Annotated in this window: 27 protein-coding genes; 19 read left to right on the top strand and 8 right to left on the bottom strand. The window is 73.7% G+C overall.

The features are described 5' to 3' along the window. Positions 1 to 74: 74 nt before the first annotated feature. From CLV63_RS15465 to CLV63_RS15455, 3 genes are all read left to right on the top strand, one after another. Positions 75 to 551, top strand: coding sequence for a hypothetical protein (locus CLV63_RS15465; protein WP_106583727.1), 477 nt, complete (start codon positions 75 to 77; stop codon positions 549 to 551). 75 nt (positions 552 to 626) lie between these two features. Continuing rightward, the gene (locus tag CLV63_RS15460) at positions 627 to 1,250 is read left to right on the top strand and encodes a hypothetical protein (protein WP_106583726.1); all 624 of its coding nucleotides are present in this window, start codon (positions 627 to 629) and stop codon (positions 1,248 to 1,250) included. Continuing rightward, on the top strand, positions 1,247 to 1,843 hold the full coding sequence (locus CLV63_RS15455; RefSeq protein ID WP_106583725.1) for a nucleotidyltransferase family protein: 597 nt from the start codon (positions 1,247 to 1,249) through the stop codon (positions 1,841 to 1,843). Before CLV63_RS15460 ends, CLV63_RS15455 begins: the two co-directional genes overlap by 4 nt. Here the strand turns inward: CLV63_RS15455 and CLV63_RS15450 are convergent. From CLV63_RS15450 to CLV63_RS15435, 4 genes are all read right to left on the bottom strand, one after another. Next, entirely contained in the window at positions 1,827 to 2,741 is a 915-nt protein-coding gene (locus CLV63_RS15450) for an aldose 1-epimerase family protein (RefSeq protein WP_106583724.1), read from the bottom strand. The genes CLV63_RS15455 and CLV63_RS15450 overlap by 17 nt on opposite strands. A 91-nt stretch (positions 2,742 to 2,832) precedes the next feature. Beyond that, positions 2,833 to 5,337 (bottom strand): protein kinase domain-containing protein, encoded by a 2,505-nt coding sequence (locus CLV63_RS15445; RefSeq protein WP_106583723.1) that lies wholly within the window; start codon positions 5,335 to 5,337, stop codon positions 2,833 to 2,835. Positions 5,338 to 5,559: 222 nt separating this feature from the next. Beyond that, positions 5,560 to 5,859, bottom strand: coding sequence for a DUF2470 domain-containing protein (locus tag CLV63_RS15440; protein ID WP_245928838.1), 300 nt, complete (start codon positions 5,857 to 5,859; stop codon positions 5,560 to 5,562). A 91-nt stretch (positions 5,860 to 5,950) separates the two neighbouring features. Beyond that, positions 5,951 to 6,496 carry a YceI family protein gene (locus CLV63_RS15435; RefSeq protein ID WP_106583722.1) on the bottom strand — a complete coding sequence of 182 codons (546 nt, stop codon included), beginning with the start codon at positions 6,494 to 6,496 and terminating at the stop codon, positions 5,951 to 5,953. A 78-nt stretch (positions 6,497 to 6,574) separates the two neighbouring features. Here CLV63_RS15435 and CLV63_RS15430 point away from each other — a divergent pair, with 78 nt between their 5' ends. The 11 genes from CLV63_RS15430 to CLV63_RS15380 all read left to right on the top strand — a co-directional run bounded on the left by CLV63_RS15430 (position 6,575) and on the right by CLV63_RS15380 (position 15,572). Then, complete coding sequence (locus tag CLV63_RS15430) at positions 6,575 to 7,039, top strand: MarR family winged helix-turn-helix transcriptional regulator (RefSeq protein WP_106583721.1); 465 nt, start codon at positions 6,575 to 6,577, stop codon at positions 7,037 to 7,039. Between the two features lie 176 nt (positions 7,040 to 7,215). Beyond that, on the top strand, positions 7,216 to 7,917 hold the full coding sequence (locus tag CLV63_RS15425) for an SseB family protein (RefSeq protein WP_106583720.1): 702 nt from the start codon (positions 7,216 to 7,218) through the stop codon (positions 7,915 to 7,917). A gap of 105 nt (positions 7,918 to 8,022) precedes the next feature. Further along, the gene (locus CLV63_RS15420; protein WP_106583719.1) at positions 8,023 to 8,838 is read left to right on the top strand and encodes a prepilin peptidase; all 816 of its coding nucleotides are present in this window, start codon (positions 8,023 to 8,025) and stop codon (positions 8,836 to 8,838) included. 64 nt (positions 8,839 to 8,902) lie between these two features. Then, the gene (aroC, locus tag CLV63_RS15415; protein WP_106583718.1) at positions 8,903 to 10,081 is read left to right on the top strand and encodes a chorismate synthase; all 1,179 of its coding nucleotides are present in this window, start codon (positions 8,903 to 8,905) and stop codon (positions 10,079 to 10,081) included. Between the two features lie 82 nt (positions 10,082 to 10,163). Then, a complete protein-coding gene (locus tag CLV63_RS15410) occupies positions 10,164 to 10,688 on the top strand; it encodes a shikimate kinase (RefSeq protein WP_106583717.1) in 525 nt (174 codons plus the stop codon). Further along, on the top strand, positions 10,685 to 11,764 hold the full coding sequence (aroB, locus tag CLV63_RS15405) for a 3-dehydroquinate synthase (RefSeq protein WP_106583716.1): 1,080 nt from the start codon (positions 10,685 to 10,687) through the stop codon (positions 11,762 to 11,764). Before CLV63_RS15410 ends, aroB begins: the two co-directional genes overlap by 4 nt. 138 nt (positions 11,765 to 11,902) lie before the next feature. After that, a complete protein-coding gene (gene efp, locus CLV63_RS15400) occupies positions 11,903 to 12,466 on the top strand; it encodes an elongation factor P (RefSeq protein ID WP_106583715.1) in 564 nt (187 codons plus the stop codon). Continuing rightward, entirely contained in the window at positions 12,466 to 12,879 is a 414-nt protein-coding gene (gene nusB, locus CLV63_RS15395; protein WP_106583714.1) for a transcription antitermination factor NusB, read from the top strand. Before efp ends, nusB begins: the two co-directional genes overlap by 1 nt. 31 nt (positions 12,880 to 12,910) lie before the next feature. Further along, positions 12,911 to 13,678 carry a methyltransferase gene (locus CLV63_RS15390; RefSeq protein ID WP_106583713.1) on the top strand — a complete coding sequence of 256 codons (768 nt, stop codon included), beginning with the start codon at positions 12,911 to 12,913 and terminating at the stop codon, positions 13,676 to 13,678. A 10-nt stretch (positions 13,679 to 13,688) separates the two neighbouring features. Beyond that, on the top strand, positions 13,689 to 14,963 hold the full coding sequence (gene dinB, locus CLV63_RS15385; protein ID WP_106583712.1) for a DNA polymerase IV: 1,275 nt from the start codon (positions 13,689 to 13,691) through the stop codon (positions 14,961 to 14,963). Positions 14,964 to 15,176: 213 nt separating this feature from the next. Beyond that, the gene (locus CLV63_RS15380; protein WP_106583796.1) at positions 15,177 to 15,572 is read left to right on the top strand and encodes a DUF3040 domain-containing protein; all 396 of its coding nucleotides are present in this window, start codon (positions 15,177 to 15,179) and stop codon (positions 15,570 to 15,572) included. Between the two features lie 130 nt (positions 15,573 to 15,702). Here the strand turns inward: CLV63_RS15380 and CLV63_RS15375 are convergent, their stop codons facing one another. From CLV63_RS15375 to CLV63_RS15365, 3 genes are all read right to left on the bottom strand, one after another. After that, positions 15,703 to 17,997, bottom strand: coding sequence for a transglutaminaseTgpA domain-containing protein (locus CLV63_RS15375; RefSeq protein WP_106583711.1), 2,295 nt, complete (start codon positions 17,995 to 17,997; stop codon positions 15,703 to 15,705). Continuing rightward, a complete protein-coding gene (locus tag CLV63_RS15370) occupies positions 17,994 to 19,268 on the bottom strand; it encodes a DUF58 domain-containing protein (protein ID WP_170134230.1) in 1,275 nt (424 codons plus the stop codon). Before CLV63_RS15370 ends, CLV63_RS15375 begins: the two co-directional genes overlap by 4 nt. Positions 19,269 to 19,440: 172 nt before the next feature. Continuing rightward, positions 19,441 to 20,433: an AAA family ATPase gene (locus tag CLV63_RS15365; protein WP_106583709.1), complete on the bottom strand. Its 993-nt coding sequence runs from the start codon at positions 20,431 to 20,433 to the stop codon at positions 19,441 to 19,443. 308 nt (positions 20,434 to 20,741) lie between these two features. On the opposite strand from CLV63_RS15365, the gene mraZ reads away from it, so the two are divergent. The 4 genes from mraZ to CLV63_RS15345 all read left to right on the top strand — a co-directional run bounded on the left by mraZ (position 20,742) and on the right by CLV63_RS15345 (position 24,699). Continuing rightward, positions 20,742 to 21,173, top strand: a complete 432-nt coding sequence (gene mraZ / locus CLV63_RS15360) for a division/cell wall cluster transcriptional repressor MraZ (protein WP_106583708.1) — start codon at positions 20,742 to 20,744, stop codon at positions 21,171 to 21,173. A 174-nt stretch (positions 21,174 to 21,347) separates the two neighbouring features. Further along, complete coding sequence (rsmH, locus tag CLV63_RS15355) at positions 21,348 to 22,334, top strand: 16S rRNA (cytosine(1402)-N(4))-methyltransferase RsmH (protein WP_394339779.1); 987 nt, start codon at positions 21,348 to 21,350, stop codon at positions 22,332 to 22,334. After that, positions 22,331 to 22,798, top strand: a complete 468-nt coding sequence (locus CLV63_RS15350) for a hypothetical protein (RefSeq protein WP_106583707.1) — start codon at positions 22,331 to 22,333, stop codon at positions 22,796 to 22,798. Before rsmH ends, CLV63_RS15350 begins: the two co-directional genes overlap by 4 nt. 218 nt (positions 22,799 to 23,016) lie before the next feature. Beyond that, on the top strand, positions 23,017 to 24,699 hold the full coding sequence (locus CLV63_RS15345) for a peptidoglycan D,D-transpeptidase FtsI family protein (protein ID WP_449288803.1): 1,683 nt from the start codon (positions 23,017 to 23,019) through the stop codon (positions 24,697 to 24,699). 34 nt (positions 24,700 to 24,733) lie between these two features. On the opposite strand, the gene CLV63_RS15340 is transcribed toward CLV63_RS15345, so the two are convergent. After that, on the bottom strand, positions 24,734 to 25,495 hold the full coding sequence (locus CLV63_RS15340; RefSeq protein ID WP_106583705.1) for an IclR family transcriptional regulator: 762 nt from the start codon (positions 25,493 to 25,495) through the stop codon (positions 24,734 to 24,736). 178 nt (positions 25,496 to 25,673) lie between these two features. Here CLV63_RS15340 and CLV63_RS15335 point away from each other — a divergent pair, with 178 nt between their 5' ends. Then, a complete protein-coding gene (locus tag CLV63_RS15335) occupies positions 25,674 to 26,630 on the top strand; it encodes a ring-cleaving dioxygenase (RefSeq protein ID WP_106583704.1) in 957 nt (318 codons plus the stop codon).

The raw sequence follows: 26,630 nt of genomic DNA, 5'->3' as shown, positions 1-26,630 counted from the left end.
CCTGCCCGGTGGTGTTATAGGCGTCGGGGGATCCGGCCGCGCGCGGGGCGCGGCCCCTGCGACGGGAGACCGCTATGTCGCCGTGGTTCGGAGTCCTCGCCGTGCTCCTGGTCGTGGGGGTGGTGTCGTTCCTCTGGTTCCGGATCACGATGATCAACCAGCCGCGGCGCGTCTTCCGCGGCGGCATCGGCGACTCCGAGCGGGGCCGCACGGGGCATTCCGACCTCTACGCCGACGAGAACGCCGGTCAGGAGCCCGAGACCATCGTGGACGAGAGCCACCCCTCGCAGAACGTGGCGCCCGGCGAGATCGGCGAGGGCATCGGCCGGCCGCCGTCCGAAAGCCCCTACGGACCGCCGCCGGGCACCAAGGACGACTACGCGCCGCCGCCACCCGAACCGCCGGGCGGCTTCCTCCGCCAGGTCCCCAAACCGTCGAAGCGGCTGCCGGAGGCCGACATCCCCGAAGGCGGGTTCCTCCCGCAGCGCCCTCCGGCCGGCGAGCCCGACGAGCCCGACGAGCCCGGCGAGAAGGGCGATTCCCGGGGCTGAGATGTTGCCGCCGCCGTCCTGAGGGCAATGATCACGTAAAGGGGCGCGACCGCGCGACACGGCGAGAGGGCGACGATGGTGCAGTTCCTGGTGGTCACGGGACTACTGATACTGGCGTTCGGGATTTTCGGGACCTGGGCGCTCGTGCAGTGGACCAAGAAGCCGAAGAAGTTCTTCCGCAGCGGCCACGCCGACCCCGCCCGTGAGGAGTTCACTCCCGAGGAGAAGGGCACCCACGCCCCGCAGACCGTCGAGGTCGACCAGGGCGGCTCGCCTATGACGGCGACCATCGACGAGCAGGCCGCGGCGCTCATCCAGGGCCAGCCCCACAACGCGGGTCCCCTGACCACGAGCGTGGACGACCAGGCGGCGAAGCTCATCGACGAGGAGGTCAAGGGCGCGCCCGACCCCGCCGACGGGCTCGCCGACGAGGGCCGGCGCCGCTACGACGGCCCCGGCGCGCCGCGCCGCGCGGAGCCCGCGCGGCCCTCCGAGCCGGACGCGGGCCGCGACCGCACCGGCCCCGGGAGTCCCGGCCCCGAAGGCACCGGCGGCACCGACGGCACCGATCCCGGCGACGAGCACGCCGACGGCTCCCCCCGGGACCAGCCGCACGACTGGAGCACCGGCGGATTCAGCGACTCCCGTGTCGACTGGAGCGGCCACGGGTTCACCTCCGGCGAGCAGCACGACCGGTGAGCGCGCGCGTTGTCGCCGGGCTGCTGCTCGCAGCGGGGGAGGGGGCCCGGCTGGGCCGCCCCAAGGCCGTCATCGAACTCGGCGGGGAGACGCTGGCCCGCCGCGGCGCGCGGCTGCTCCGCGCGGGCGGCTGCGCGCCGGTCCTGGTCGTGCTGGGCGCCGCCGACACCGCAGTGCCCGACGCGCGGATCGTGCGCAATCCCGACTGGCGCAGCGGCATGGGGTCCTCGCTTCGGGCGGGCCTGGAGGCCCTCGACGGCGCGGCGGACGGGCCCGACGCGGTGGTCGTCGCGCTCGCCGACCAGCCGCTGGTGTCCGCCGAGGCCGTGCGCCGCCTCCGCGCCGCACACGCCGACGGCGCCCGCGTGGCCGCCGCCACCTACAACGGCGCCGTGCGCAACCCGGTGCTATTGGGCCGCGAGCACTGGCCCGCCGTGCGCGCCATGGCGGAGGGCGACGTCGGCGCCCGCCCGTTCCTGCGGTCCCACCCCGACGTGACCGAGGTGCCGTGCGACGGGATCGCGGCGGCCGACGACATCGACACGGCGGATGACCTGGCGCGCCTGCGGGAGCTGCTCAACGGGTCGGAGTGAGCGGTGCGACGTCGCGGACGCCCAACCGGGCCGACACCGAACCGCCCGGCTCCAGCGTGATCAGGTCGATCCCCGACGCGAACGCGTTGGGCGGGCAGGTCATGGGTTCGACGGCGAGCTGGCCGCGGTGCGGCTCGATCGGGTCGGAGCTGAACACCTGCAACCAGGGGTAGGCGGCGTCGGCCCACAGGCCCACCGCGTGCCCGCCGCCCGACAGCACCGTCCACGCCGCGCCGTCGGCGCCGCGGCGCAGGTCCGTGAACGCGGTGTCGAAGGACGCGGCCCCCAGGGGCCGGGGGTCGCGGAAGTCGTCGCCGGGATGCGCGACCGGCACCGGCGCCCCCGTGGGAAGCAGCCGCCGCTCGTCGACCGGCAGGCGCCGCCCCGCCGGGAGCCGGAGCACCGTGTGGTCGAGCACCTGGCCGACCGTGAGGTAGAAGTGGCTGCCCGCGCCGAACGGCGCGGGCACTGCGCCGGTGTTGCGCCCCCCGAGGGCCAGGGTGAGCCCCTGCTCGGGGTCGAGCGCGTACGCGGCCGTGCACTCGACCTGGAACGGGTACCCGGCGGGCGCGTCGATGCCGACGGTGAACCGGGCCGCGGCCGGCCCGGCGTCGACGGTGCGCCACATGCGGTCGGAGACCAGCCCGTGGATGGCGTTGTGCCGCTGCGGCTCGTTGAGGGGCAGGCGGTGTTCGGCGCCGCCGAAGGTGTAGCGGCCGTCGGCGATCCGGTTGGGCCACGGCAGCAGCAACTGCCCCTGGGAGAAGGCGGGGGCCCCGCCGGGATCGTAGCCCCAGACGAGGTCGCGCCCCGCGTACTCCAATGCGCACAGCGCGGCACCGTACGGGTGGACCACGGCGCGGTAGTGCCCGGCCGTCAGTTCGATCGCATCGCTCACCCGCAGATCCTACTCCGGCGGCTCCCCGCTGATCGCGACCGTGTCCGGGGCCCGCCGGCGCCCGCCGCCGACCGGTCCGCCGACCCTGCGGTCAGCTCAGCAGGAGGTCCAAGGGGATCAGCACTCCCATGCACAGCAGGAACAGCCCGCTCGCCAGCAGGCGCACCGCCATTAGCGCCGAACCCGCGAGGGCGAGCCGGTAGGAGATGAGCTGGGTGCGGGCCTTGCGCTGCTGGTTCGCCGCCGTTCGGCCGAGCAGCACCAGCGCGATGGCGAGCAGCAGCGGGAAGCCCCACATGAGCGCCACCCCGCCCGGCAGCAGCGACAGCACCGCCGAGGCCGCCGTCGAGACCGCGTCGACGGGCGCGGCGCCGCTGAACGCGCGCACGCCCTCGATGGAGTCGCCGGTGAAGGCCACATCGGTGTAGTAGCCGCCGGCCGGGTACAGCAGCCCGCCGACACCGTCGAGCACGCCCAGCAGCGCCGCGGGGTACGCGAAGCGGCGGCACCGGCCCGAGCCCATGGCGCGGCGGATCTGCCGCATGCCGCGCTCGACCCGGGCGGCGCGCGCGGCGGGGTCGAGCTCCCGGTTCTCGCGCGCACCCTCGCCTGAGCCGGTGGAGCGGCCGACCTGCTGCCGGGCGCGGTCGAGCAGCGCCTGGCGGCGGACCTTGCCGTTCAACCGGTCGCGTTCGCGCTGCGCCCCGCCGGCGCGGGTGGCGCTCGGGAGCATCAGGACCGCCGTGACGAAGGCGGCGTTCGTCGCGACGGTGCCGTCGTCGCCGCGCACCGCCGTGGTGCGCTGCTCGCGCCACCACGGCGAACGCGGCGCGTCGCTGCGCTGGGCCGGGTGCCAGGACTGCGCGCGCAACCGGCGCCGGTACCGGGACGGGGCCTCCGGGTCGAGGACGAGCTCCGCCGCGTGCGCCCACGCGGCGTCCCACTCGTGGGGCTCCGGCGGGGTGAGCCCGGCCGGGTTCGGCTGGCCGAGCCCCTCGACCGTCGACCGGGTGCGGTCGACGATGAGCGGCACCTCGTGCTGCACGCGTTCGAGCAGCGCGCACCGGTTGGTGCCCTGGGCGCGGCACTCCGGGTGATCGCAGAAGTGCCGGGCCGCCAGCGACAGCGCGCCCATCTCGACGGCCTCGCGCAGCACCGCGAACCGGCTGCTCTCGCCGGTCGCCATGGCCAACACCCCCTCGGCGCTGACCTCGTGGCCGCGGTACCGGGGCGGCATCCCCGGGACGAACCGGGCCGCCAGCGCGCTGATGGCGAGGTGCGCCCGTTCGGGGTGCTCGGCGAGCGAGGTGAGGTAGGCGCGGTCGAAGGTGTAGTCGTTCACCTCGCGGTCGAGCCAGGTGCGCAGCGACGGCCAGTGCGTGCGCAGCCACACCTCGCCCTTGTCGGAGCGGTCGAGCAGGTCGAACGCGAGGCTCGGCGGGTCCTCGTGGTTGACGTCGGCGAACAGGATCGGGGCGTGCCTGCGCGGCTTGACCACCTCGGGCCGTTCACCGGCGAGCCACTGCCGGACCTGCTCATAGCCCCAGCGCGCACTGGGGACGGGGGTCAGCAGCCCGCGCGCCAGCAGCCGCCACCGGTCGTCGGTGATGGCGGACACGTCGATCTCGGTGCTGCGCGCGCTGAGCCAGTTCTCACCGCGCGCGGGCCGCCGCCCGGTCGTGAGCTCGTGCACCATGATCCCCAGCGACCACCACGCGGCCGCGGCCTCGCGGCGGCCCTCCACGACCTCCGGAGCGGCGTAGTCCTCGGTGATCGCCAAACCGCCGTAGACCCGGCTCATGGTCGCCCGCACCGCGCCGCCGAAGTCGGTCAGGGCGAACACCGGCGGATCGAGCCCGCGGACCAGCAGGTTCTCGGGCTTGACGTCGGTGTGGTTGTGCTGGAGGGTCTCCTGCCAGTGCCGGAGGCACTCGGCCACGGCGCCGACCACGGCGCGGGCCCGCTCCTCGGGCAGCGGTGCGTCGTCCATGACCGCGCGCAGCGAACCGGCGGCGAAGTACTCCTGGGCCTCCCACGCGATCTGCTCGCCCCACACGCTCCCCGCGTACCCGTAGCCGTGGATGGCCGGCGTGTGCGGGTCGGCCGCGCCGCGCGCCCGCAGCCGGTCGAGCAGCTCGCGGTTGATGTCGTGCCCGGGGCGGTAGATCTTCAGGGCGATGCTGCGGTCGGCGTCGCCGGTGGGATGGGCGAGGTAGACCACCGCCTCGCCGCCCGACCCGATGTGGTCGACGACCTCGTAGGAGCGGCGGAGCTCCGCGGGGACCGCGTAGTCGAGCTCGGCGGCGGGACCCGTGACCGCGCGCGAGATCATCCGGTTCACCGCGCCGGGCAGCCGGACCCCTTTGCGGGCGGGCTTGCGCCCCCCGGCGTCGCCGCGCGGTGCGCCCAGGCGGCGGGTCCGCGGCGCGGCGGCGGGCCGCACGGCCGTGGGCTCGGCATCGGACGACGGCGCGGCGGCGGGCGCCGCGGCGGCCGCGGGCTCGCCGGGGCGCAGGATCCGGGTCACCCAGCGTGTGCGGCCTGCCTCGATCTGGGTCGTGGGGGCTGCGGGGTCTGACGGTTCGGGTGTGGCCATCGTCTGGTGCGGCGTTCCTTCGTGGGCTCGCGGGCGTGTCACCGCCCAGGGTAGGCGAGCCGCCGCCGCGGCGGCGGCGCCCCGAGCCCGGTATTTCCCTTAGGGGGTGGACTTTCGGTCCACCTCGGCGGCCGGCCTCCGTGCCGTTCCCGCCATTCCGAGGCGCCCGAAGCGGAAGGAACGGCGCGGAGGCCGCTGAGAGTCCAGGGGTACGGGCCGCCGCTACCGGGGTTCGAGGCCAAGGACCGCGCAGCCCTCGCGGTACAGCCGGACCACCTCGCGGCGGATCTCGGCGCGCTCGGTCAGCCGGTACGACCACGGGACGCGCAGCGGCTCCTCGGCGCCGTCGGCCGTGACCAGGTAGTCGCCGCCCTCGGCGTCGAGGCCGACCATGCGGGCCGCCGTGGCGTCGCGGCGCCCGCCGAACGCGCGGCAGATCACCAGGGTGTCCTCGGGGTGGTCGCCGTTCATGTGCGCGGTGACGGCGCTGACGACTTCGGGGCTGAACGGTTGTGCCGGCACGGGGCTGGGCTCCTCGGGATGCGCGAAGGGGGCGCCGGCGCGGCTGCGCCGGCGCCCCCGATGCTAGGCGGCCGCGATCGGGGCCCGATCGTCAGTTCTCCTGAAGGGTGAACTCCGCGTCGATCTCGATCTTGATCTTGTCGCCCACGACGACGCCGCCGCCGTCCATCGGCATCTCGATGTCGACGCCGAACTCCTTGCGGCTGATCTCGGTCTCGGCGTGGAAGCCGGCGCGGAGCAGGCCGTAGGGGTCGCGGGTGGTGCCGTTGAACTCGACGGCCAGTTCGATGGGGCGGGTGTTGCCCTTGATCGACAGGTCGCCGGTGACGACGAAGTCGTCGCCCTTCTGCACGGCGCCGGTGGAGACGAAGGTGAACTCCGGGTTGCTGTCGACGTCGAAGAAGTCGGCGGACCGCACGTGGTCGTCGCGCTGCTGGTTGTCGGTGTTGATCGACCGGGCGTCGATGGTGGCGCTGGCGGAGGACTGGAACGGGTCATGGGAGACGTTCAGCGTCGCGTCGAACTTCTCGAACCGCCCGCGCACCTTGCTCACCATCATGTGGCGCACGGTGAAGCCGATCTCGGAGTGGACCTGGTCGATTGTCCAGATGCCGGGTGTGAGCTGGTGATCTGCCATGATTGCCCCATTCTAGGAAACTTCTTTCTAGGAAGATACTTGCAGATTCGTCCACGCAACGCAAGTTAAAATCAGGTCATGAGCAGGTCGGATTGGCTGAGCGCCCGGGAACAGCGCACGTGGCGGGCATTTCTGCGGGTGAACTCGCTGATCCAGGAGTCCCTCGACCGCGACCTGCGCCGCGGCAACGGCCTGTCGCTCATCGAGTACGGCATCCTCGTGCACCTGTCCGAGGCGGCCGGGCGGCGGCTGCGGATGAGCGAACTCGCCGACATCGTCATCGTGTCGAGGAGCCGCCTCACCCACCAGATCGGCAGGCTCGAACGCGACGGCTACGTCCGCCGCGAGCCCTGCGAGGAGGACCGGCGCGGCTCCTGGGCGATCCTCACCCCCAAGGGCGAACGCTCCCTGCGCGAGGCGGCGCCCGACCACGTCGCCCAGGTCCGGGCCCTGATGTTCGACCGGCTCGGCCCCGAGGACGCCGACCGCCTCGCCGCGATCCTCGATCGGCTCCAGGAGTCCCTGCGCGCCGATCCCGGCTAACCGGTTGTCGGAGTGCCGGGCCCGCGCCGGTACCGGCCGGGGAGGCAGCCGAAGCGCGTCCCGGGCACTACCGGCCGGACCGGTACCCCGATCGGCTTCCGGCCCGCGTCAGGCGGGGCGGGCGGAACCGCCGTACGCACCCTGGGCGCCTCCGCGACGAAGTAGAGTCGCGTCACGTGACGGGACGACAGATCATCGGCGCCCAAGGGTTCCGCGACGACGACGGCGGCGCCGACCCCGCGGTGCGCGCGGCGCTCGACTCCTTCTCCGCCGGCGGCACCGGCGAGCGCCAGGTGCTCAGCGCCATCGGCTCCTCGCGGCTGCTGATCCCGGTCGCGGCGGTGGCGACCGAGGTCGAGGAGGGCGCCGACGGCCTGCGGCGGGAAAAGCACAGCGAGGTCGGAATGCCGGTCATGACCGGCAAGGACGGCCGCCGCGGCGTGCTCGCCTTCACCAGCGTCGACACCGTCAAGCTGTGGCGCGCCGACGCACGGCCCGTCCCCTACACCGCGGTCGACGCGTGCCGCGCCGCCGTCGACGACGGCGCCGAGGCACTCGTCGTCGACGTCGCCGGCCCCGTCACGTACCCGATCCAGGGGCGGTTCCTCACCAGCCTCGCCCAGCACGGCGCGATCCCCGAACCCAAAGAGGACCCCCAGGTCCTCGCGATGATCTACCGCATCACCCACACCGAGGCCGGTATCGAGCGCGTGCGCATCCACGACTCCCAGCAGGCCGACATCGGAGTCCGGTTGGAGATGGAGACCCGCGACGACGCGTCGATCCGCCGCGTCGCCGAGCGGCTCGCCGCCGATCTCGCCCACGTCCTGCCGGGCGGGGTCGAGTTGAGCGCGGTCGTTCGGGCCCGCCGCGGCTGACCGGCCGGTGCGGCGGGCCGCCCCCGCCTGGCCCGCCGCGGCTGACCCCCGGGGCCCGCGCACCGCACTCGCCGGGCCCGTGGGCGTCCCCTACACTTCTCGACCATGCCGACGATCCCCCAGTTGCTGCTCGCCGCGCTCCTCGCGCTCACGTGCGCCGGAATCGGGGTGCTCGCCGGGCGGGTCGTGCCGCTGTTCCACCCCTATCCCCCCGATGACCCCGAGAACCCGGACGCCGGGCCTCCGCCGCCGCCCCCGCCGTCCTGCCCCGAGTGCCGCGCCGAGGTCGCCTGGTCGCGCTGGGCGCCGCTGCCCGCGCGGTTCGTCCTGGCCGGGCGGTGCCCCGCGTGCGCGGCAGCGGTGCGCGCCCCTGCCTCCGTGCCCGTCCTGGCCGGTGTGCTGGCGGCGGCGGTCGTGCTCACCGGAGGCGACCGGTCGCCGCTGGAACTCGCCGCGTTCTGCTTCCTGGCGGTGTGGGCGGTCCTGCTCGGCGTGGTCGACGCCCGCGTGAAGCGGCTGCCCAACCTGCTGGTGTTCCCCGGCTACCCCATCGCCCTGGTGCTCCTCGGCGGCGCGGCGCTCACCACGCCCGGCGCGACGGACTCGCTGGTCGACGGCCTCATCGGCCTCGTCGGCCTGAGCGTCTTCTACTTCGTGCTGTGGTTCATCTACCCGGCCGGCATGGGCTGGGGCGACGTCAAGATGGCCGGACTGCTCGGCCTCTACCTCGGCTGGGAGACGCTCGGCGCCCCGGTGTCGGGCACCTTCCTGGCGTTCCTGGCGTCGGCGGTGATCGGGCTGGGTCTCATCGCCGTGGGCAAGGCCACCCGCAAGAGCGCGATCCCGTTCGGCCCGTTCATGCTCATCGGCGCGTTCATCTTGATCCTCGCGGGCGATCCCAGTCCGCTGGTGTTCGGCTGAGCGGCGCCCCGAACGGTCGGGGCCGCGGCGCCGACACCCGCCCCGGCGTGGGAAGATCGTTCCCATGTTGCGCTGGCTGACCGCAGGGGAGTCCCACGGCCCGGCACTCGTCGCGATCCTGGAGGGCCTTCCGGCCGGTGTGTCCGTCGCCTCCGACGACATCTCCGCCGCGTTGCGCCGCCGTCGCGCCGGGTACGGCCGTGGCGCCCGGATGAAGTTCGAGCAGGACCAGGTCACCCTCGTCGGAGGAATCCGGCACGGGTCCACCATGGGCGGCCCCGTTGCGATCGAGGTCGGCAACTCCGAGTGGCCCAAGTGGGAGCAGGTCATGTCGGCCGACCCCGTTGCGGCGGCCGACCTCGACGGGGTGGCGCGCAACGCGCCGCTCACCCGGCCCCGGCCCGGCCACGCCGACCTCGTCGGCATGCAGAAGTACGGCCACGACGAAGCCCGCCCCGTCCTCGAGCGCGCCAGCGCCCGCGAGACCGCGGCGCGGGTCGCCATCGGCGAGGTCGCCCGCCGCTTCTGCGCCCAGGCGCTCGGCGTCCACATCCTCAGCCATGTCGTGTCCATGGGGGAGGTCGCCGTCCCCGACGGCACCCTGCCCGAGCCGGGCGACCTCGACCGCATCGACGCCGACCCGCTGCGTTGCTTCGACGCCGACACCAGCGCCCGCATGGTCGCCGAGGTCGACGACACCAAGAAGGCTGGCGACACCCTGGGCGGCGTCGTCGAGGTCCTGGCCTACGGGCTGCCGCCCGGCCTGGGCAGCCACGTGCACTGGGACCGCCGGCTCGACGCCCGGCTCGCCGGGGCGCTCATGGGCATCCAGGCCATCAAGGGGGTGGAGGTCGGCGACGGCTTCCGCACCGCCGCGCGGCGCGGTTCGCTGGCCCACGACGCGATCGACCCCGGCCCCGAGGGCGTGCGCCGCCGCACCAACCGCGCCGGCGGCGTCGAAGGCGGCATGACCACCGGCGAGCCCCTGCGGGTGCGCGCCGCCATGAAACCCATCGCCACCGTGCCGCGCGCGCTCGACACCGTCGACGTCACGACCGGGGCGAGCACGCCGGCGCACCACCAGCGCAGCGACGTCACCGCCGTTCCCGCGGCCGGTGTGGTCGCCGAGGCGATGGTGGCGCTGGTCCTCGCCGAGGCCGCGGTCGAGAAGTTCGGCGGCGACTCCGTCGCCGAGGTCGCCCGCAACCTCCGCGGCTACGTCGACTCCCTCGCCATCACCTGAGGACTATCGTGAGAACCGCCGCGGGCCGGCACCCGCACAGCAGGACACCCGCCTTCCGCGTCCCCGGAGAGGACGGTCGCACGTGAGTGCACCCATCGCGGTCATCATCGGCTCGCCCGGCTCGGGCAAGTCCACGGTCGGCCGGATCCTGGCCGAGCGCATCGGCACGGTGTTCACCGACACCGACGACGAGATCGAGGCCAGGGCCGGCAAGCCCATCGGCGAGATCTTCATCGACGACGGCGAGGAGGGCTTCCGCGCCCTCGAGCGCGCGGTCGTCGCCGAGGCGCTCGCCGGGGCCGGCGGCGTGGTGTCCCTCGGCGGGGGATCCGTCCTCGACGACGCGACCCGCGCCGATCTCGCCGCGCTGCACGTCGTCTACCTGCACGTCGAGTTCGCCGACGCCGCCAAGCGCGTCGGCTTCGACCAGGCCCGGCCCCTGCTCATGGGCAACCCGCGCGCCCGGCTGAAGAAGCTCCTCGACGAGCGCCTGCCCGTGTACGAGTCGCTGGCGACCACCACCGTGTCCACCAGCGGCTACCACCCCGAAGAGGTCGTCGACACCATCGTGGGCGCGCTGGAGGCCCTCCAGGGCGGCGGCCGGTGACCGCGACGCGCATCGGGGTGGGCGGCGCCGCCGCGCCCTACGACGTCGTCGTCGGCAGCGGGGTGTTCGCCGAGCTGCCCGGGCTCGTCGGGGAGCAGGCGGCCCAGGTGGCGGTCATCCACCCCGAAGGGCTCGCCGAGCTCGCGTGGCCGGTCCAGCGGGTGCTGGCGGACGCCGGGCACGGCGTCCTGGCCCTGCCCGTGCCCGACGGCGAGGCCGCGAAGACCGCGTCCGTCGCCGCGGGTCTGTGGGAGCGGCTGGGGCAGGCCGGGTTCACCCGCAGCGACGCCGTCGTGGGCGTCGGCGGCGGCGCGACCACCGACCTCGCCGGGTTCGTCGGCGCCACCTGGCTGCGCGGCGTCCGCACGGTCCTGGTGCCCACCACCCTCCTCGGCATGGTCGACGCCGCCGTGGGCGGCAAGACCGGCATCAACACGCCCGAGGGCAAGAACCTGGTCGGCGCCTTCCACCCGCCCGCGGGGGTGCTGTGCGACCTGGCGACCCTGCCGGGCCTGCCCGCCGCCGACTACATCGGCGGCCTGGCCGAGGTCATCAAGGCCGGGTTCATCGCCGACACGGTCATCCTCGACCTGGTCAGGGCCGACCCCGAGGGCGCCGTCCGGCCCGAGGGCCGGCACACGCGCGAGATCATCGAACGCGCCATCGCGGTCAAGGCCGCCGTGGTCTCCGAGGACCTCCGCGAGAGCGGCCGGCGCGAGTTCCTCAACTACGGCCACACGCTGGGCCACGCCATCGAGCGGGCCGAGGCGTACCGGTTCCGGCACGGCTACGCCGTGTCCGTGGGCATGGTGTTCGCCGCCGAACTCGCCCGCCTCGACGGGCGCATCGACGCCGCCGCTGCGGCGGCGCACCGCGAGGTGCTCACGTCGGTCGGGCTGCCCGTGACCTACGCGCGCGGGGCGTGGCCGGGGCTCCGCGAGAGCATGCGGGTCGACAAGAAGGCGCGCGGCGCGACCGTGCGCTTCGTCGTCCTCGACGCCATCGGGTCGCCCGCGATCCTGGCCGGGCCCTCCGACGCGCTGCTGGAGCGGGCCTACGAGGCCGTCGCGGTCTGACCGCGCCCGCGGCGGCCGCCGACCGGTCACCGACCGGCCGCGACCTGGCCCGGCCCGATCCGGCCCGCCCAACCACTAGACTCTTCCGGCAGGGGGACCCCCGCTTTTCCTGTGCCCGAACCTGGAGAGACGACCGACGTGGCGACGACGAACGACCTGAAGAACGGCATCACCCTCAAGCTCGACCATGGCGAACTCTGGAGCGTTGTCGAGTTCCAGCACGTCAAGCCGGGCAAGGGCGGCGCGTTCGTGCGCACCAAGCTCAAGAACGTCACCTCCGGCAAGGTCGTCGACAAGACCTTCAACGCCGGCATCAAGGTCGAGATCGCCAACGTCGACCGGCGCGAGATGCAGTACCTCTACGCCGACGGCGAGTCCTACGTCTTCATGGACACCCAGACCTACGACCAGCTCTTCGTCCCGACCGAGGTCGTGGGCAAGAACGGCGACTTCCTGCTGGAGAGCGCCATGGTCACCGTCGCCGTGAACGAGGGCAACCCGCTTTACATCGAGCTGCCCGCCGCCGTGGTGCTGACCGTCTCGCAGACCGACCCCGGGCTCCAGGGCGACCGCTCCACCGGCGGCACCAAGCCCGCGACCATGGAGACCGGCGCCGTCATCCAGGTCCCGCTGTTCATCTCCACGGGCGAGCGCCTCAAGGTCGACACCCGTACGGGCGATTACCTGGGCCGCGTCAACTGATGAGCGGTGCACGACGCAAAGCCCGCATGCGCGCGGTCGAAGTCATGTACGAGGCCGAGCTGCGGGGGGTGTCGGTCGCCGATGTCATCACCCGGCGGCTCGCGCAGACCGAGCCGCCCATCAACGAGTTCACCGAGCGGCTCGCCGCGGCCGTCGACGAGCGCCGCCCGCGCATCGACGAACTGCTGAGCGAGTACGCGATCGGCTGGACCCTGGAACGCATGCCGGTGGTCGACCGCAACATCCTGCGGATGGGCGCCTATGAGCTGCTGTGGGCCGAGGACATCCCCGACGGTGTCGCCATCGCCGAGTCGGTGGCGGTCGCCAAGGAGCTGTCGGCCGACGAGTCGCCGGCCTTCATCAACGGTCTGCTGTCGCGGCTGATGGAGAACAAGGCGAAGCTCGTTCTGTGACGTTCCGCCCAACGATCTAGGGGGATGCTCGGTGCTCGACCGGACCGCCACCGGACCGCAGCGCGCGGCGAACGCGGCGCGCACCGCCGTCGTGTGGGAGGCCCTGCGCCACCTGCTGGCCGATTTCGCGGCCGGCGCCGAGGCGCCGCTGGAGATCGTCGACGCCGGGGGCGGTACCGGCGGCGCCGCCGTCCCGCTCGCCGAACTGGGCCACCAGGTCACCGTCGTCGATCCCAACCCCGACTCGCTGGCGGCGCTGGAGCGGCGCGCCGCCGAGGCGGGGGTGCGCGTCCGCGCCCTCCAGGGCGAGACCCGCGACCTCCCCGAGCTGCTCCCGCCCGGCGAGGCCCACCTGGTCCTGATGCACAACGTGCTCGAACACGTCGAGGAGCCCCTCGGCTCCCTCGTCGACGCCGCGGCGCTGCTGCGGCCGTCGGGCGCCATCAGCGTGCTGGCGGCGAACGCCGTCGCCGGCGCGCTGCACCGGGCGTTCGCCGGCCACCTGGCCGACGCCCACAGAATGCTGGCCGACCCGCAGGGCCGGTGGGGCGAGGGCGACCCCATGCCGCGCCGGTTCGGCGCCGACCAGCTCGCCGCGCTGGCCCGCGAGGCCGGGTTCGAGGCGGTCGACATCCGCGGCGTCCGGGTCTTCACCGACCTGCTGCCCGGCCGGGTGCTGGAGGAGGGCGCGCACAGCAGCGCGGAGCTCCTCGAGCTGGAGAAGGCGGCGTCCGAGCACCCGGTGCTCTCCGGAATCGCCACCCAGCTGCATCTGCTGGCGCACCGCGCGGGGGAGTAACCTCAAGGCCATGAGCCGACGCCAGTTGGAGCGCGGGGCCGCCCTGCGCGGTGTGGTCGGGGCCGACGGTATCGAGCCCCTGCCCACCGGCCCGGCCCCCGACGACGGCTGCCCGGTGCTGCACGTCGACATGGACGCGTTCTTCGCCGGCGTGGAGCGGTTGGAGCGCCCCGAGCTGCGCGACACCCCCATCATCGTCGGCGGTACCGGGGCACGCGGCGTGGTGTCCTCCGCCGACTACCTCGCCCGCGCCTACGGCGTCCATTCGGCCATGCCCATGGCGCGCGCCCTGCGGCTGTGCCCCGACGCAGCGGTGTTCCCCCCTGACGGCGCCGCCATCCGGCGGGTGTCGAAGGCCGTCCGGGAGATCCTGCTCTCGGTCACCCCCGAGGTCGAACCCCTCAGCGTCGACGAAGCGTTCCTCGACGTCTCCGGCGCCCGGCTGCGGCTCGGCTCGCCGGTGCGCGTCGCCGAGCTCATCCGGACCAGGGTCGCGGCCGAGCAGGGGCTCACCTGCTCGGTGGGCGTCGCGCCGAACAAGTTCGTCGCCAAGCTCGCCTCGACCCAGTGCAAACCCGACGGCCTGCTGCTGGTGCCGGGCGACCGGGTCACGGCGTTCCTGCACCCGTTGCCGGTCGGCGCGCTGTGGGGCGTCGGCGAGAAGACCGAGCAGTCGCTGCGCCGCCTGGGCCTGCGCACGGTCGGCGACGTCGCCAGGACCCCCGAGCCCACCCTGCGCAGCGCGCTGGGCGAGGCGGTGGGGGCGCACCTCGCCGCGCTGGCGTGGGGCCGCGACCCCCGCGGGGTCGACAGCGAGGGCGCGGCCGAGAAGAGCATCGGCACCGAGGAGACCTTCCCCCGCGACGTCGCCGACCCCGACCGCATCCGCAGGGAGCTGCTGGAGCTGTCGGAGAAGGTCGCGCGGCGGCTGCGCGCCGCGGGGGTCGCGGGGCGCACGGTCGTGGTCAAGTTGCGCCGCGGCGACTTCTCCACGATCACACGCTCGCGCACCCTGGCGGTCCCCACCGACCTGGGTCGCGACATCAATGCCGCGGCGCGGGAGCTGTACGCCGCGTCGGGTCTCGTGGGCGCCCCGCTGCGGCTGGTGGGGGTCAGGGCCGAAGGTCTGACCGACTCCGCGTCGGTCCACCGCCAGCTCGCCTTCGACGAGCCCGAGACCGGTTGGCGGGACGCCGAGGGGGTGATGGACGAGGCGGCGCGGCGGTTCGGAGCCGGGGCGCTTCGTCCTGCTTCATTGGTGAATCGTGATGAAAATGACATATGATGTGGCGACTCGTGAGAGTTGCCGCGCGTTCACAGGGTGAGGGTTGCAGTGGTCGGAACAGAGGTGAGTGGACCGTGACGGAAGTTGGCGCTGCCGGCGCACATCTTTTCTTTTCACCAGGCGCTAAGGCACCGTATTCTGGGCATATCACTGGCCATCGAGAAGTTGCCCAGAACCCGCTGCCCCATCAAGGGACTGTCTATGGGAGGCGCCGTGCCGCTCTCTGAACACGAGCAGCGCATGCTCGCCCAGATCGAGCAGGCGCTTTACGAAGAGGACCCCAAGTTCGCCAACACGGTTCGCCAGACGAACCCCAAGGTCCACTACAAGCGCTCGATCATCAAGGCGTCGGCCGGATTCGCCGTGGGCGTGTGCCTGCTCATGGGCGGGGTCATCGTCCAGCAGGTGTTCGTCGGTGCCCTGGGTTTCCTGGTCATGCTGGGCTGCGCGCTCTGGGGCATCTCCGGCTGGCGCAGGGTCGCCGGCGGGTCGGCCGAGGGCGAGCAGGCCGGCGCGGCCGAACCCAAGCAGCGGCGCCAGCAGCGCCAAGGCATGATGAACCGCTTCGAGGAGCGCTGGCGCCGCCGCCAAGAAGGCAACGACCAGTAGCTCGGGCGACAGGCCAGGGCGCCGGCTCTGCGCGGTTCGCCGAACCGCGCACCGCCACCGCCCTGGCCTGCGCATGTCCCTATGCCCTTAGCGCCGCACGGGCCTGCACCAAGGGCCCGTACCCCGGACGCTAGGCGCGTGTGGGGCCCGGGGCCGCCGCGGGCGCCGGGCGGCGTAGGATCGACACCGGCAGCACGGCCGCCCGCACCCTGACCCGCCGCTCGGCGGCGGCGCGCAGCGCCGCGCGCACCGTGCGCGAGTCGGCCGCCGACGGTCCCGTTTCTGGGGCGTCGGGTGCGTAGAGCGCGCGCTCCCTGGCCCGGGCGATCCGTTCGAGCGATTCCCGCGCCGGCCCGGTGAGCCGCTGTTCCGCGGCGACCCGCTGCGCCAGCGCGCGGGCGGTCTCGGCGCCGCTCCACCCGATCTCCAGGTCGGTGAGGTCGTCGCGCAGTTCCCGCCACGCCGCGTTGGCGCGGTCGCGCGGCGTCGCGGCGCGCGCCCACCGGAACCGGCGCACCAGCAGCCGCGTCAGCGCGGGCGCCGACAGCGCCAGCACCAGTGCCGCCCCGGTGAGCAGCGCGGGCAGGGGATTGGGGTCGGGGCGTGCCCCGCCGGCGGAGTCGGCGCCCGCCGCGGGGTCGCGCTCGGCGGGGGCGGCGCTCTCACCGGTGTCGGGGCTCTGCCGCTCGGCAAGGTCGTCGGCGTTGGGGGCGGCGGTTCCGGTGTCGGTGTCGGGCCGCGCCGCGGCCGCCTCGGACGCGTAGGACGGCACCACCGCGGTGCCCTGTCCGTCGGCGGAGGACGGCGTGGGTTCGAACCGCAGCCAGCCGAACCCCTGGAAGTACAGCTCCGGCCACGCGTGGGCGTTGCGCTCGGTGACCACCCAGCGGTCGCCGTTGCGCTCGCCGGGTGTGTAGCCGACCGCGACCCTGGCGGGGATCCCCGCCTGCCGGGCCATGACCGCCATGGACGCGGCGAACTGCTCGCAGTAGCCGGTGCGGGTGTCGAACAGGAAGTCGGTGAGCGGGTCCTCGCCCTCGGCGAGCACCGGCGGGCGCAGGTCGTAGGTGAACCTGCCGTCGGTGAACCAGTCCTGGAGCGCCACGGCGGCCTCGTGCGGGTCGGCGGCGTCGCCGGTGATCGACTCGGTCAGCTCGGCCACGCGGGGGTCGACGTCGTCGGGCAGCGCGAGGTAGCGGTCGTCCACCTGGCCGTCGGCCGGGAAGTCGCCGCCGGCGAGATCGGCGCGGGTGGCGGCGGCCGGTGTGCTGCGGACCGTGTAGGTGAGCCCGGCGCCCTGCTGGGTGGGGGAGAACGCCATGAGGGTCTCGGGGTCGACGAACCAGTCGCCGGTGACGGTCATCTCCCGCGCGGGGTACGGGGCGGGGAGGAACGCCATGCGCCGGGACCCGGTGGTCAGGGTGATCTCGGAGGTGACGTCGGAGGGGGCGTCGTCGAGCCACTGGCCCTCGGGCTGGGGGAGCTCCTGTCCCGCCCGCACCCGGTTGCGGTCGGCGGCCTGGAGCGGCGCCATGGTCCAGTCCTGGCCGTCGAAGCCGTCGAGGACGTACATGCGCAGGTAGTCGGGGGTCTCTGTGGTGGTGTTGTAGTACATGACGCGGCGGTTGGTGCCCGAGGCGAGGTCGCGGCGCAGGGTGACCATGGGGTGCGTCGTGGTGATGGTCTCGCCGCCGGCGCGGACTCCGGAGGCCAGGTCGAACACCGCGTCGCTGGCGAGGCCCGGTACGGCGAGGGGCGCCAGCAGCGCCACGGCGACCGCCGGAATCGCGATGCGCGCGGCGCCGAGCAGGTGCAGGGAGGCGCTGTCGGAGCGGTCGGCAGCGGATCCGCGCCCCCACGCGGTGGTGCGCTCCCACCCGTCGACGGCGAGGAGCAGCAGGTACCCGCCCGCCGCCGCGGCGAACGCCGGCCACTGGACGCCGTCCTGGTGCACGGCCAGCGGGACGACCAGCAGTGCGAGCACCGCCAGCCCCATGAGCGCCGGGGCGCGCAGGGTGACCGCGACGACGTCGGCGACGATGGCGAACAGCGCGATGCTGAGGGCGAGGACCAGGCCGATCCCGGCCGACATCTCGACCGGGGTGGGGCTCAGGTTGATCGCGGTGCGCCCGGCCTCGGCGAGGACACGCAGCCGGTCGATCGCCTCGGGGGCCGGCACGAACCCCAGCGGTGCGGTGTCGCCGGCGTACATGGCGGTCACGGCGCACAGCGCCACGACCGCCTGCGCCGGGGGCAGCAGCAGCGAGGGCAGGCGCGCCGCGCGCCCCGCCAGGCCGGTGGCGGCTACCGCGGCCACCGCGATCGCGGCGCCCGACCACCATCCCTCGGTCGCGAAGAGCGGGTCGAGCAGGCTGATCCCGCACAGGGTGGCCACCACGACGGCGATGGTGATGCGGAACCTCATGAGACCGTGCCTCCCGTCCGGGGCGGGACGGCGGCGGAGCGCGCTGCGTCGGCGCCGCGCGCGGCCCCCGTCACGTGTTCGCGCCACAGCCGGGGCAGTGCGTCGACGGTGGCGGGCTCCAGGACCACCCACCCGGCCCGGGTGAGCCGGTGCCGCGCCTCGGTGCGGGCGGCCGGCGTGGTCCACGCCGCGGTGGGGCAGAGCACGGCGACGCAGCGGCGCTCGCGGACGCCGCGCGCCTGGGCGAGCGCCTCGGCCTCGGCGGCCCGCAGGGCGCCCAGCACCGCCACGATCATGCCCTGGCCGGTGACCGCGGTGTGGCCCAGCAGGTCGATCCCCGTGTGCAGGCTGGTCGACAGGGACGGCCGCGTGACGGCGAGGGTGTCGAGGACGGCGTCGGCCCCGCCCAAGGCGGTGACCTCGTGGTCGTTGGTGGCGAACCGCAGCTCCTGGCCCAGCGACAGCAGATGCAGCGCGACGGACGCGGCGGAGCTGACCGCGGTCTCCATCGAGGACCCGGGCCCGGACCCCGCGTGGGCCGGTTCGCGGACGTCGAGCAGCAGCGCGCTGTGGTCGCGCCACTGGTGCTCCTCGCGGCGCACCATCAGCTCGCCGTGGCGCGCGGTGGAGCGCCAGTGGACCCTGCGGAGGTCGTCGCCGTGGCGGTACCCGCGGGGCACGATGTCGTCGTCGCCCGCGCTGGCCATGGACCGGGTGCGGCTCTCGCCGCTGTCGGTGGAGTCGCCGGTGGGGGAGCTGCCGCCGAGGGCGACCGTGGGCGGGGTGACCAGGAGCGCCACGCTCGACCCGACCAGGCGCTCCAACTGGACGCAGCCCAAGGGGTCGAGGAAGCGCAGCCGGAGCGGGCCGATGGGGTAGCGCCCGCGCATCTGGGCGTGCACCCGGTAGGTGACCTCGCGCGACGCCCCCGGCGGCAGCCGCCCGATGGTGTAGCGGGGCACCTCGCCGAGGACGACGGGCAGGGAGTCCTCGATGAGCAGGCTGCCGGCCCGCAGTGCGGGCGTGCCCCCGGTGAGCCGCAGCCGGACGCGGGCGTCCTCGCCCGCGGCGACCCGCGCGGGCAGCAGGTCGCGGGTGTGGCTCACGGCGCGCGGCATGCGGGCCACCGCCACCGCCGACAGCACCGGGATGAGCAGGGTGAACACGCCCACACGCAGGAGGTCGCGCTCGCCGAGCAGCACCGCTCCGATGCCGAAGGCGGCGCCGACGCACAGCAGCACCCTGCCGCGGAGGGTGAACGCTCTCAGCACCGCTGACCGCCAAGGTCGTGTTTTGAAAGCCATTTCGGGCTCGCGGCCACCAGGACGATGCTCGCCGCGCCGATCGGCTCGAACAGCCAACCAGGCTGAACTTCGCAGATCGGCTTGCGAGCCCCGCCCTGGACGGCCGCTCGCTGATCCGAAAGCCCTTTCAAAACACTCCCTAGACGTGTTCGGGCACGGGCAGCCGGGAGACGATGTCGCTGACGACCTGTTCGGGCGGGCGGCGTTCGAGCTGCGCCTCGGGGCTCGGCAGCAGGCGGTGCGCCAGGACCGGGACGGCGAGGTCCTGGAGGTCGTCGGGCAGGACGTAGCCGCGGCCGGCGAGCGCGGCATAGGCGCGCGACGCCCGGATCAGGTGCAGGGTGCTGCGCGGGGACGCCCCCAGTCGCAGCGCCGGCGAGGTGCGGGTGGCGGTGACCAGGTCGACGGCGTAGCGTCGCACCGCGGGGGCGACGTGGACGCCGCGCACGTGGCTGATCATCGCCCGGACGTCGGCGGCGGTGGCCACCGGGACGAGGTCGTCGAGCGGGGAGTTCGAGGCGTGGGTGTCGATCATGTCGAGCTCGGCCTGCGGCTCGGGGTAGCCGACCGCGACCCGGGCCATGAACCGGTCGCGCTGCGCCTCGGGCAGCGGGTAGGTGCCCTCCATGTCGACCGGGTTCTGGGTCGCGACCACCATGAAGGGGCGGTCGAGGAGGCGGGTCTGGCCGTCGACGCTGACCTGGGCCTCCTCCATGCACTCCAGCAGCGCGGACTGGGTCTTGGGCGAGGCGCGGTTGATCTCGTCGCCGACCACGACGTTGGCGAAGACCGGGCCGGGCTTGAACTCGAACTCGCGCCGCTCCTGGTGGTAGGCGCTCACACCGGTGATGTCGCTGGGCAGCAGGTCGGGCGTGAACTGGATGCGCTGCACGGTGCAGTCGACGGCGCGGCCCAGCGCCTTGGCGAGCATGGTCTTGCCCACACCGGGGATGTCCTCGATCAGCAGGTGGCCCTCTGCGAGCAGGACGGTCATCGCGACCCGGACGATGTCGGCCTTGCCCTCGATGACGGTCTCGACCGCCTCGCGGATGCGGCCGGCCGCGGCGATGACCGAATCGGAGCCCTCGGACGACCCGTCGCCATGATCGGTGTAGCGCGTGTCGAGTGACACGTGTCCCCTCCCGCAGGGCCGATTCTGATCACTTGAAGGCTAGGCGTAAAGCGGTGGAATGCAAACCTCAACGGCGATACTGCGCCGAACACCCGCGAACCGGAATAGGTCGTCGCCGCCTCTTGACAACGGCCCCGCAGTGCGACACGCCGGGACCCACCCTGCTCCACCCCGTTTGAACTGGGGTTTCTCACTGGCCTTTCGGGTTGTGCAGGAGTGATTTCTGTTGACCGGGGAGGAGAGTGGAGTACAGTGGGGCACCGTGGAGGAGGCGACTCCGCCACGGGAGGCTGGGGAGGTGGGGCCGGATGTTCCTCGGGACCCACTCGCCACGCCTTGACGAGAAGGGACGGCTGTTCCTTCCGGCGAAGTACCGCGACGAACTGTCGGGGGGGCTGGTGATCACGAAGGGCCAGGAACGCTGCCTCTACGCCTTTCCCATGGGCGAGTTCCACCGCATCACCGACGCTCTCCGCACGGCCCCGGTCACGGCCAAGGCCGTTCGGGACTACAGCCGTGTCTTCTTCGCCAGCGCATCGGACGAAGTCCCCGACAAGCAGGGCCGCATCACCATTCCCGCGGGGCTGCGCGCCTACGCGGGCCTGGAGCGGGACTGCGTGGTCATCGGTGCGAACACGCGACTGGAGATCTGGGACGCCGCCGCGTGGGCGGCGTACGAGGCAGACCAGGAGCAGGCGTTCTCCGACCTCTCGGAGGAGGTGTTGCCGGGGGTGCTGTGACCCGGCTTGTCCGGTTGGGGCCTTCAGGCCGACCGCCCACTAGCTGACGCATCTTCCCCGGCGCCAGGTGGGGGCGGGGCCTGAGGGCCCGTCCAGGTCAAGGGGGGCCACGACCGGTCTCACTCGACGGGCGCCGCGCCCGGAGAGCCGCAACCAGGGGGGAGGGGACCCGTGTTGACGGAAGGCACAGGCGACGCCGGGAGCACCGGCGCGGAGCCTTCGCACATCCCGGTCATGCGCGACCGGATCACCGAGCTTTTGGGCCCCGCCCTGCGGGAGCCGGGGGCCGTCGTTGTCGACGGTACCCTCGGCCTCGGCGGGCACGCCGAGGCCCTGCTCGCGGCGCACCCCGGGCTGCGGCTCGTCGGCGTCGACCGCGACACCACCGCGCTGGAGCGCAGCCGCGCGCGCCTCGCGCCGTTCGCCCCGCGGGTCGATTTCGCGCACGCGGAGTACGACGCGATCCCCGCCGTCCTCGACGGGCTCGGCATCAGCGGTGTCCAGGGCGTCCTGCTCGACCTCGGGGTGTCGTCCCCGCAGCTCGACGAGGCCGAGCGCGGCTTCGCCTACGCGCGCGACGCGCCCCTTGACATGCGCATGGACCGCACCCAGCACCGGACCGCCGCCGACGTCGTCAACACCTACACCGCGGCCGAGCTCGCCCGGGTGCTGCGCGAGTACGGCGAGGAGCGCTTCGCCGGCCGCATCGCCGCCGCGATCGTCAAGGAGCGGTCGGCCGCTCCACTCGACTCCACCCGCCGCCTCGCCGAGCTGGTCCGCGACGCCATCCCCGCCGCGACCCGCCGCACCGGCGGCAACCCGGCCAAGCGCACCTTCCAGGGCCTGCGCATCGAGGTCAACGCCGAGCTCGCCATCCTGGAGCGCACCCTCCCCGCCGCCATCGGCGCCCTGGCCGTGGGCGGGCGCATCGCCGTGCTGTCGTACCACTCCCTCGAGGACCGCATCACCAAGCGGGCGCTCGCCGCGCTCGCGACCGATACCACCCCTCCCGGCCTGCCCGTCCCACTGCCGGACGCGCAGCCGGAACTCCGGCTCCTGACCAGGGGCGCCGAAGTCCCCCCTGAGCAGGAGAACGAACGGAACCCCCGTGCGGCATCGGCCCGGCTGCGGGCCGCCGAGCGAGTCCGGGAGGGCGCATGAGCCAGACGAGTGAGGACACCCGGGGTGCCACCGGGACCGCGAGCCGCAAGGCGCCGCCGCGCCCGCGCAAGCCCGAACGGCCGGCCACCCGGCCGGCGCAGCGGCCGCGCCCCGCGCCCGCTGCGCCGGGCGCGCCGCGGCTGCCGTTCGTGCTGCTCATCCTCGCCCTGCTGGCAGGCGCGCTGATCAGCCTGCTCGCGCTGCGCACCGTCCTCACCGAGGACGCGTTCGCCATCGACATGGAGCGCGACCGGCAGCAGGCGCTCGTCCACGAGGAGCAGGACCTCCGCGACAAGGTCGAGCGGGAGTCCGCGCCCGGCGCGATCGCAGAGAAGGCCGAAGGGTACGGCATGGAGTCCGGCCAGGCGCCCGAGGTCCTCGACCTGGAGGACGGCAAGACCTCGGAGAGCGGCGACAGCGGCACCGGCCTGCCGGGAACCGAGAACCAGGCCGAACCCAATTGAGCGCGCCCAGATCCCGCGACCCCCGGCGTCCCGGCCAGGGCTCCACCGGGCGGCGGCCGAAGCGCGAGGGCGCGCCGAGCCGGCGCCCGGCGGGGGCGTCGCCGCCCCCGCCGCGGCGGCCCCGGCCGGCCGCGTCGGGGGGCGGGGGCATCCCTCCGCTGCGCCGCAGGTTCCAGCGGGTCGACCACCGGCGCCGCATCAAGATCGCCACCGTGCTGATGGGCGTGGTCCTGCTGGTGTTCGCCGGCCGCCTGGTCTACATCCAGGGCTACAAGGCCGAGCACTACGCCACCGCCGCGGAGAACACCCGGCTCAGCGTCCTCAACGTGCCGACCATGCGCGGCGACATCACGGACGCCGACGGCAACCCCTTCGCGATGTCGGTGGAGGTGCGCACGGTCTTCGTCGACCCCGAGGTGATCGACGCCAAGCAGCGCGACAAGGTCGTCGACGAGCTGGTCGACCGGTTCGGGCTCGACCCGGGCACCGTCGCGGCGAAGGTCGACGCCAAGCCCAGCCGCTACCAGGTCGTCAAGAAGAACGTGCCGCCGAAGGAGTGGATGGCGCTCAACGAGCTGGGGCTCGAGGGGATCGGTTCCGAGCGCGACTACAAGCGGGTCTACCCCGCCGAGACCGGGGCGGCGAACCTCGTCGGGTTCACCGGTTCCGAGGGCGAGGGGCTCGAAGGGCTGGAGAGCGTCCTGGACGAGACGCTGGCGGGGCAGGCCGGCAAGCGCCAGGTCGAGATCGGCAAGACCGGGACCCAGATCCCCATGGCCGGCGGCCTGGCGAAGGAGCCCGTGCCCGGCAAGAACGTCCGCCTCACCCTCGACCGCGACATCCAGTGGAACGCGCAGAAGGCGCTGTCGAAGCAGGTCGACGCGCTGGGCGCCGAGGGCGGCTCGGTCGTCGTCATGCGCAAGACCGGCGAGGTCGTCGCGATGGCCGACGCGCCCTCCTTCGACCCCAACGACATCGACGGGACCACGCCCGAGGCGCGCCGCAACGGCGCGGTCGGCGACGCGTTCGAGCCCGGCAGCACCAACAAGGTCATCACCGCGGCCGGCGCGCTGGAGGAGGGGCTCACCACGCCCGACACGGTCTACACCGTGCCGTACTCGGTGAAGCGCTACGACCGCACGTTCCGCGACTCCCACTTCCACGAGACCGAGCGCATGACCCTCAACGGGATCATGGCGCAGTCGAGCAACGTGGGGACCATCCAGGTGGGGGAGCAGCTGGGCGCCCAGAAGCTCTACGACTACCTGGGCAAGTTCGGGTTCGGCAAGCCCACCGGGCTGGACCTGCCCGGGGAGAACGCGGGAATCCTCAGCAACCCCGACGACTGGTGGGGGACCCAGCTCCCGTCGGTCTCCTTCGGTCAGGGGTTGAGCGTCAACGCCGTGCAGATGGCGGGGGTCTACGCCACTATCGCCAACGACGGCGTGCGGGTCGAGCCGACCGTCGTCGCGGGCACGGAGAACGACCAGGGCGAGTTCACCCCGGCGGAGGAGGGGAAGAAGGAGCGGGTCGTCAGCAAGAAGACCGCCGGCGAGGTGAAGCTGATGCTGGAGGCCGTCACCGGCGAGCACGGCACCGCGCAGCAGGCCGCCATCCCGGGGTACCGGGTCGCGGGCAAGACCGGGACGGCGAACCGCATCAACCCCGACACCAACAAGTACAAGGGCGGCGGCTACACAAGCACGTTCGTCGGCATGGCACCGGTGGAGGACCCCGAGCTCATCGTCCAGGTCGTGCTGCACAACCCGAAGAAGGACTACTACGGCGGCGAGGGCGCGGCGCCGGTGTTCACCGACGTCATGTCCTTCTCGCTGAAGTCGCTGAAGGTCGAGCCGTCGACCGGCAAGGCGCCCAACCTGCGGCTGTTCGAGGACGAGTAGCGGCGAGGGACGGCGGGCGGCGGCGCGCGGGCGATCAGCCCGGCGCGCGGCCGTTGAGGCGGCGGGTGAGTTCGGCGGCGGAGTCGCGTACCCGCGACGCAAGCGCCGCGGGTGTCACGGGGCGCTCGCCTGGCACCGTCAGCCCGATCGCCGCCACCGGGCGGGCGGTGTGGTCGAACGCCGCGGCGGCGACCGACGCGAATCCCTCGGTGACCTGCTGGTCCTCGCTCGACCAGCCGCGGCGGCGCTCGACGTCCAGCAGCTCGCGCAGCTGGGTCGGCGACGCGGGGCCGCGTCCTGTCCGGTCCACGAACCCGGTGCGCGCCGGGTAGAGGGCGCGGACCTGGGCGCGCGGCAGCTGCGCGAGGATCGCCCGGCCCGATGCGGTGAGGTGCGCGGGCAGCCGCACGCCGACACCGGTGACCAGGGTCGGCGCGTAGCGCGGCTGCTCCTTGAGCAGGTACAGCGTGTCGGCGCCGTGCAGGACGCCGAGGTGGGCGGTCGCGCCCGTCTGCTCGGCGAGGACCGTCAGCAGCGGCCCGGCCAGCCGTTCGAGGGGGTCGTGCCGCAGGTAGGCCGAGCCGATCTCGAACGCGGCGACGCCCAGTCCCCAGCGCCGCTCCTCCGGCAGCCGTGTCACGAAGCCCTCGTCGGCCATGGCCTCCAGCAGCTGGTAGACGCTGGAGCGGGGCAGGCCGAGGTCGCGGGCGATGGCGGCGGCGGAGACGGGGCCCTGCTGCGCGGCGAGGAAGCGCAGCAGCCGCAGGGCGCGGGTCGCCGCGGGGACGATGCTCAATGCGCGTTCACCCTTTCTGGTCCACTGCGGGTTCGTGCCGGCGGGGGCACGCACCGATTCTCGCTGTTCGAGCCGCCGCTCGAGGGGGGAGGGGACAGTGGGGCGCGTTCGGGAATTCAATTTAATTTTCAACTGTTCTGTAGACTGCGAGCACCCGTCCAGCGCGAAGGAGCCGAGCATGGCCGTCCGACCCTCCGGGATCCACCACGTCACAGCGATCGCCAGCGACCCGCAGGCCAACGCCGACTTCTACCTCAACGCGCTCGGCATGCGGCTCGTGAAGAAGACCGTCAACTTCGACGACCCCGGGACCTACCACCTCTACTACGGCGACCGCGCCGGCAACCCCGGCACCGTCCTCACCTTCTTCCCGTGGCCGGGCGCGCCCAAGGGCCGGCTCGGCGCCGGGCAGGCCACCACGACCTCCTTCTCGGTCCCCGAGGGCTCGCTGGGCTGGTGGCAGCGCCACCTCGCCGCGACCGGCATCCCGTCCACCCGGCCGGCCGAGCGCATCGACGAGGACGTACTGAGCCTGCGCGACCCCGACGGCCTGATCGTGGAACTGGTCGCCAGCGCCGACTACCACGACACCGACCCCTGGGACGGCGGCCCCGTCCCCCAGGAGCACGCAATCCGCGGCGTCCGCGCCGTCACCCTGACCGAACGGGACTACGAGGGGACGGCGTCGATGCTGTCCGGCAAGCTCGGGTTCGAGCTGGTCGCCGAGGACGCCGGGCGCTACCGCTTCCGCACCGCGCCCGGCACCGAAGGCGTCGGCCGGGTCGTCGACGTCCTCGCCGACCCCAAGGCGCCCAGCGGGCTGGTCGCGGCCGGCACCGTCCACCACGTCGCCTACCGCGCCCCCGACGAGCAGTCCCAGTCCGACTGGCGGCGCGCGCTGCTGGACGAGGGCGTCGGCGTGACCGACATCCGCGACCGCCAGTACTTCCGCTCGATCTACTTCCGCGAGCCCGGCGGCGTCCTCCTGGAGATCGCCACCGACGGCCCCGGATTCGACTACGACGAGCCGCTGCTCGAACTCGGCCGGTCCCTGCGGCTGCCGCCCTGGCTGGAGCCCGACCGCGCCCAGATCGAGCGCTCGCTGCCGGAGATCGCGCTCGCGAAGGAGGCATGA

Source organism: Murinocardiopsis flavida (assembly GCF_003014485.1).
In the GTDB taxonomy this organism is placed as follows: Bacteria; Actinomycetota; Actinomycetes; order Streptosporangiales; family Streptosporangiaceae; genus Murinocardiopsis; species Murinocardiopsis flavida.
The sequence above is the reverse complement of the archived record's forward strand: the minus strand, read 5'-3'. Positions and strand labels throughout refer to the sequence as shown.

Excerpts from the sequence above, each read along its gene's own strand:
- CLV63_RS15435 (WP_106583722.1), bottom strand. The coding sequence starts at position 6,496 with ATGGCAGATCACCAGCTCACACCCGGCATCTGGACAATCGACCAGGTC.
- aroC (WP_106583718.1), top strand. The coding sequence starts at position 8,903 with ATGTTGCGCTGGCTGACCGCAGGGGAGTCCCACGGCCCGGCACTCGTC.
- CLV63_RS15460 (WP_106583726.1), top strand. The coding sequence starts at position 627 with ATGGTGCAGTTCCTGGTGGTCACGGGACTACTGATACTGGCGTTCGGG.
- nusB (WP_106583714.1), top strand. The coding sequence starts at position 12,466 with ATGAGCGGTGCACGACGCAAAGCCCGCATGCGCGCGGTCGAAGTCATG.
- CLV63_RS15350 (WP_106583707.1), top strand. The coding sequence starts at position 22,331 with ATGAGCCAGACGAGTGAGGACACCCGGGGTGCCACCGGGACCGCGAGC.
- CLV63_RS15465 (WP_106583727.1), top strand. The coding sequence starts at position 75 with ATGTCGCCGTGGTTCGGAGTCCTCGCCGTGCTCCTGGTCGTGGGGGTG.
- mraZ (WP_106583708.1), top strand. The coding sequence starts at position 20,742 with ATGTTCCTCGGGACCCACTCGCCACGCCTTGACGAGAAGGGACGGCTG.
- CLV63_RS15430 (WP_106583721.1), top strand. The coding sequence starts at position 6,575 with ATGAGCAGGTCGGATTGGCTGAGCGCCCGGGAACAGCGCACGTGGCGG.
- CLV63_RS15375 (WP_106583711.1), bottom strand. The coding sequence starts at position 17,997 with ATGAGGTTCCGCATCACCATCGCCGTCGTGGTGGCCACCCTGTGCGGG.
- CLV63_RS15335 (WP_106583704.1), top strand. The coding sequence starts at position 25,674 with ATGGCCGTCCGACCCTCCGGGATCCACCACGTCACAGCGATCGCCAGC.
- CLV63_RS15345 (WP_449288803.1), top strand. The coding sequence starts at position 23,017 with ATGGGCGTGGTCCTGCTGGTGTTCGCCGGCCGCCTGGTCTACATCCAG.
- CLV63_RS15420 (WP_106583719.1), top strand. The coding sequence starts at position 8,023 with ATGCCGACGATCCCCCAGTTGCTGCTCGCCGCGCTCCTCGCGCTCACG.
- CLV63_RS15445 (WP_106583723.1), bottom strand. The coding sequence starts at position 5,337 with ATGGCCACACCCGAACCGTCAGACCCCGCAGCCCCCACGACCCAGATC.
- dinB (WP_106583712.1), top strand. The coding sequence starts at position 13,689 with ATGAGCCGACGCCAGTTGGAGCGCGGGGCCGCCCTGCGCGGTGTGGTC.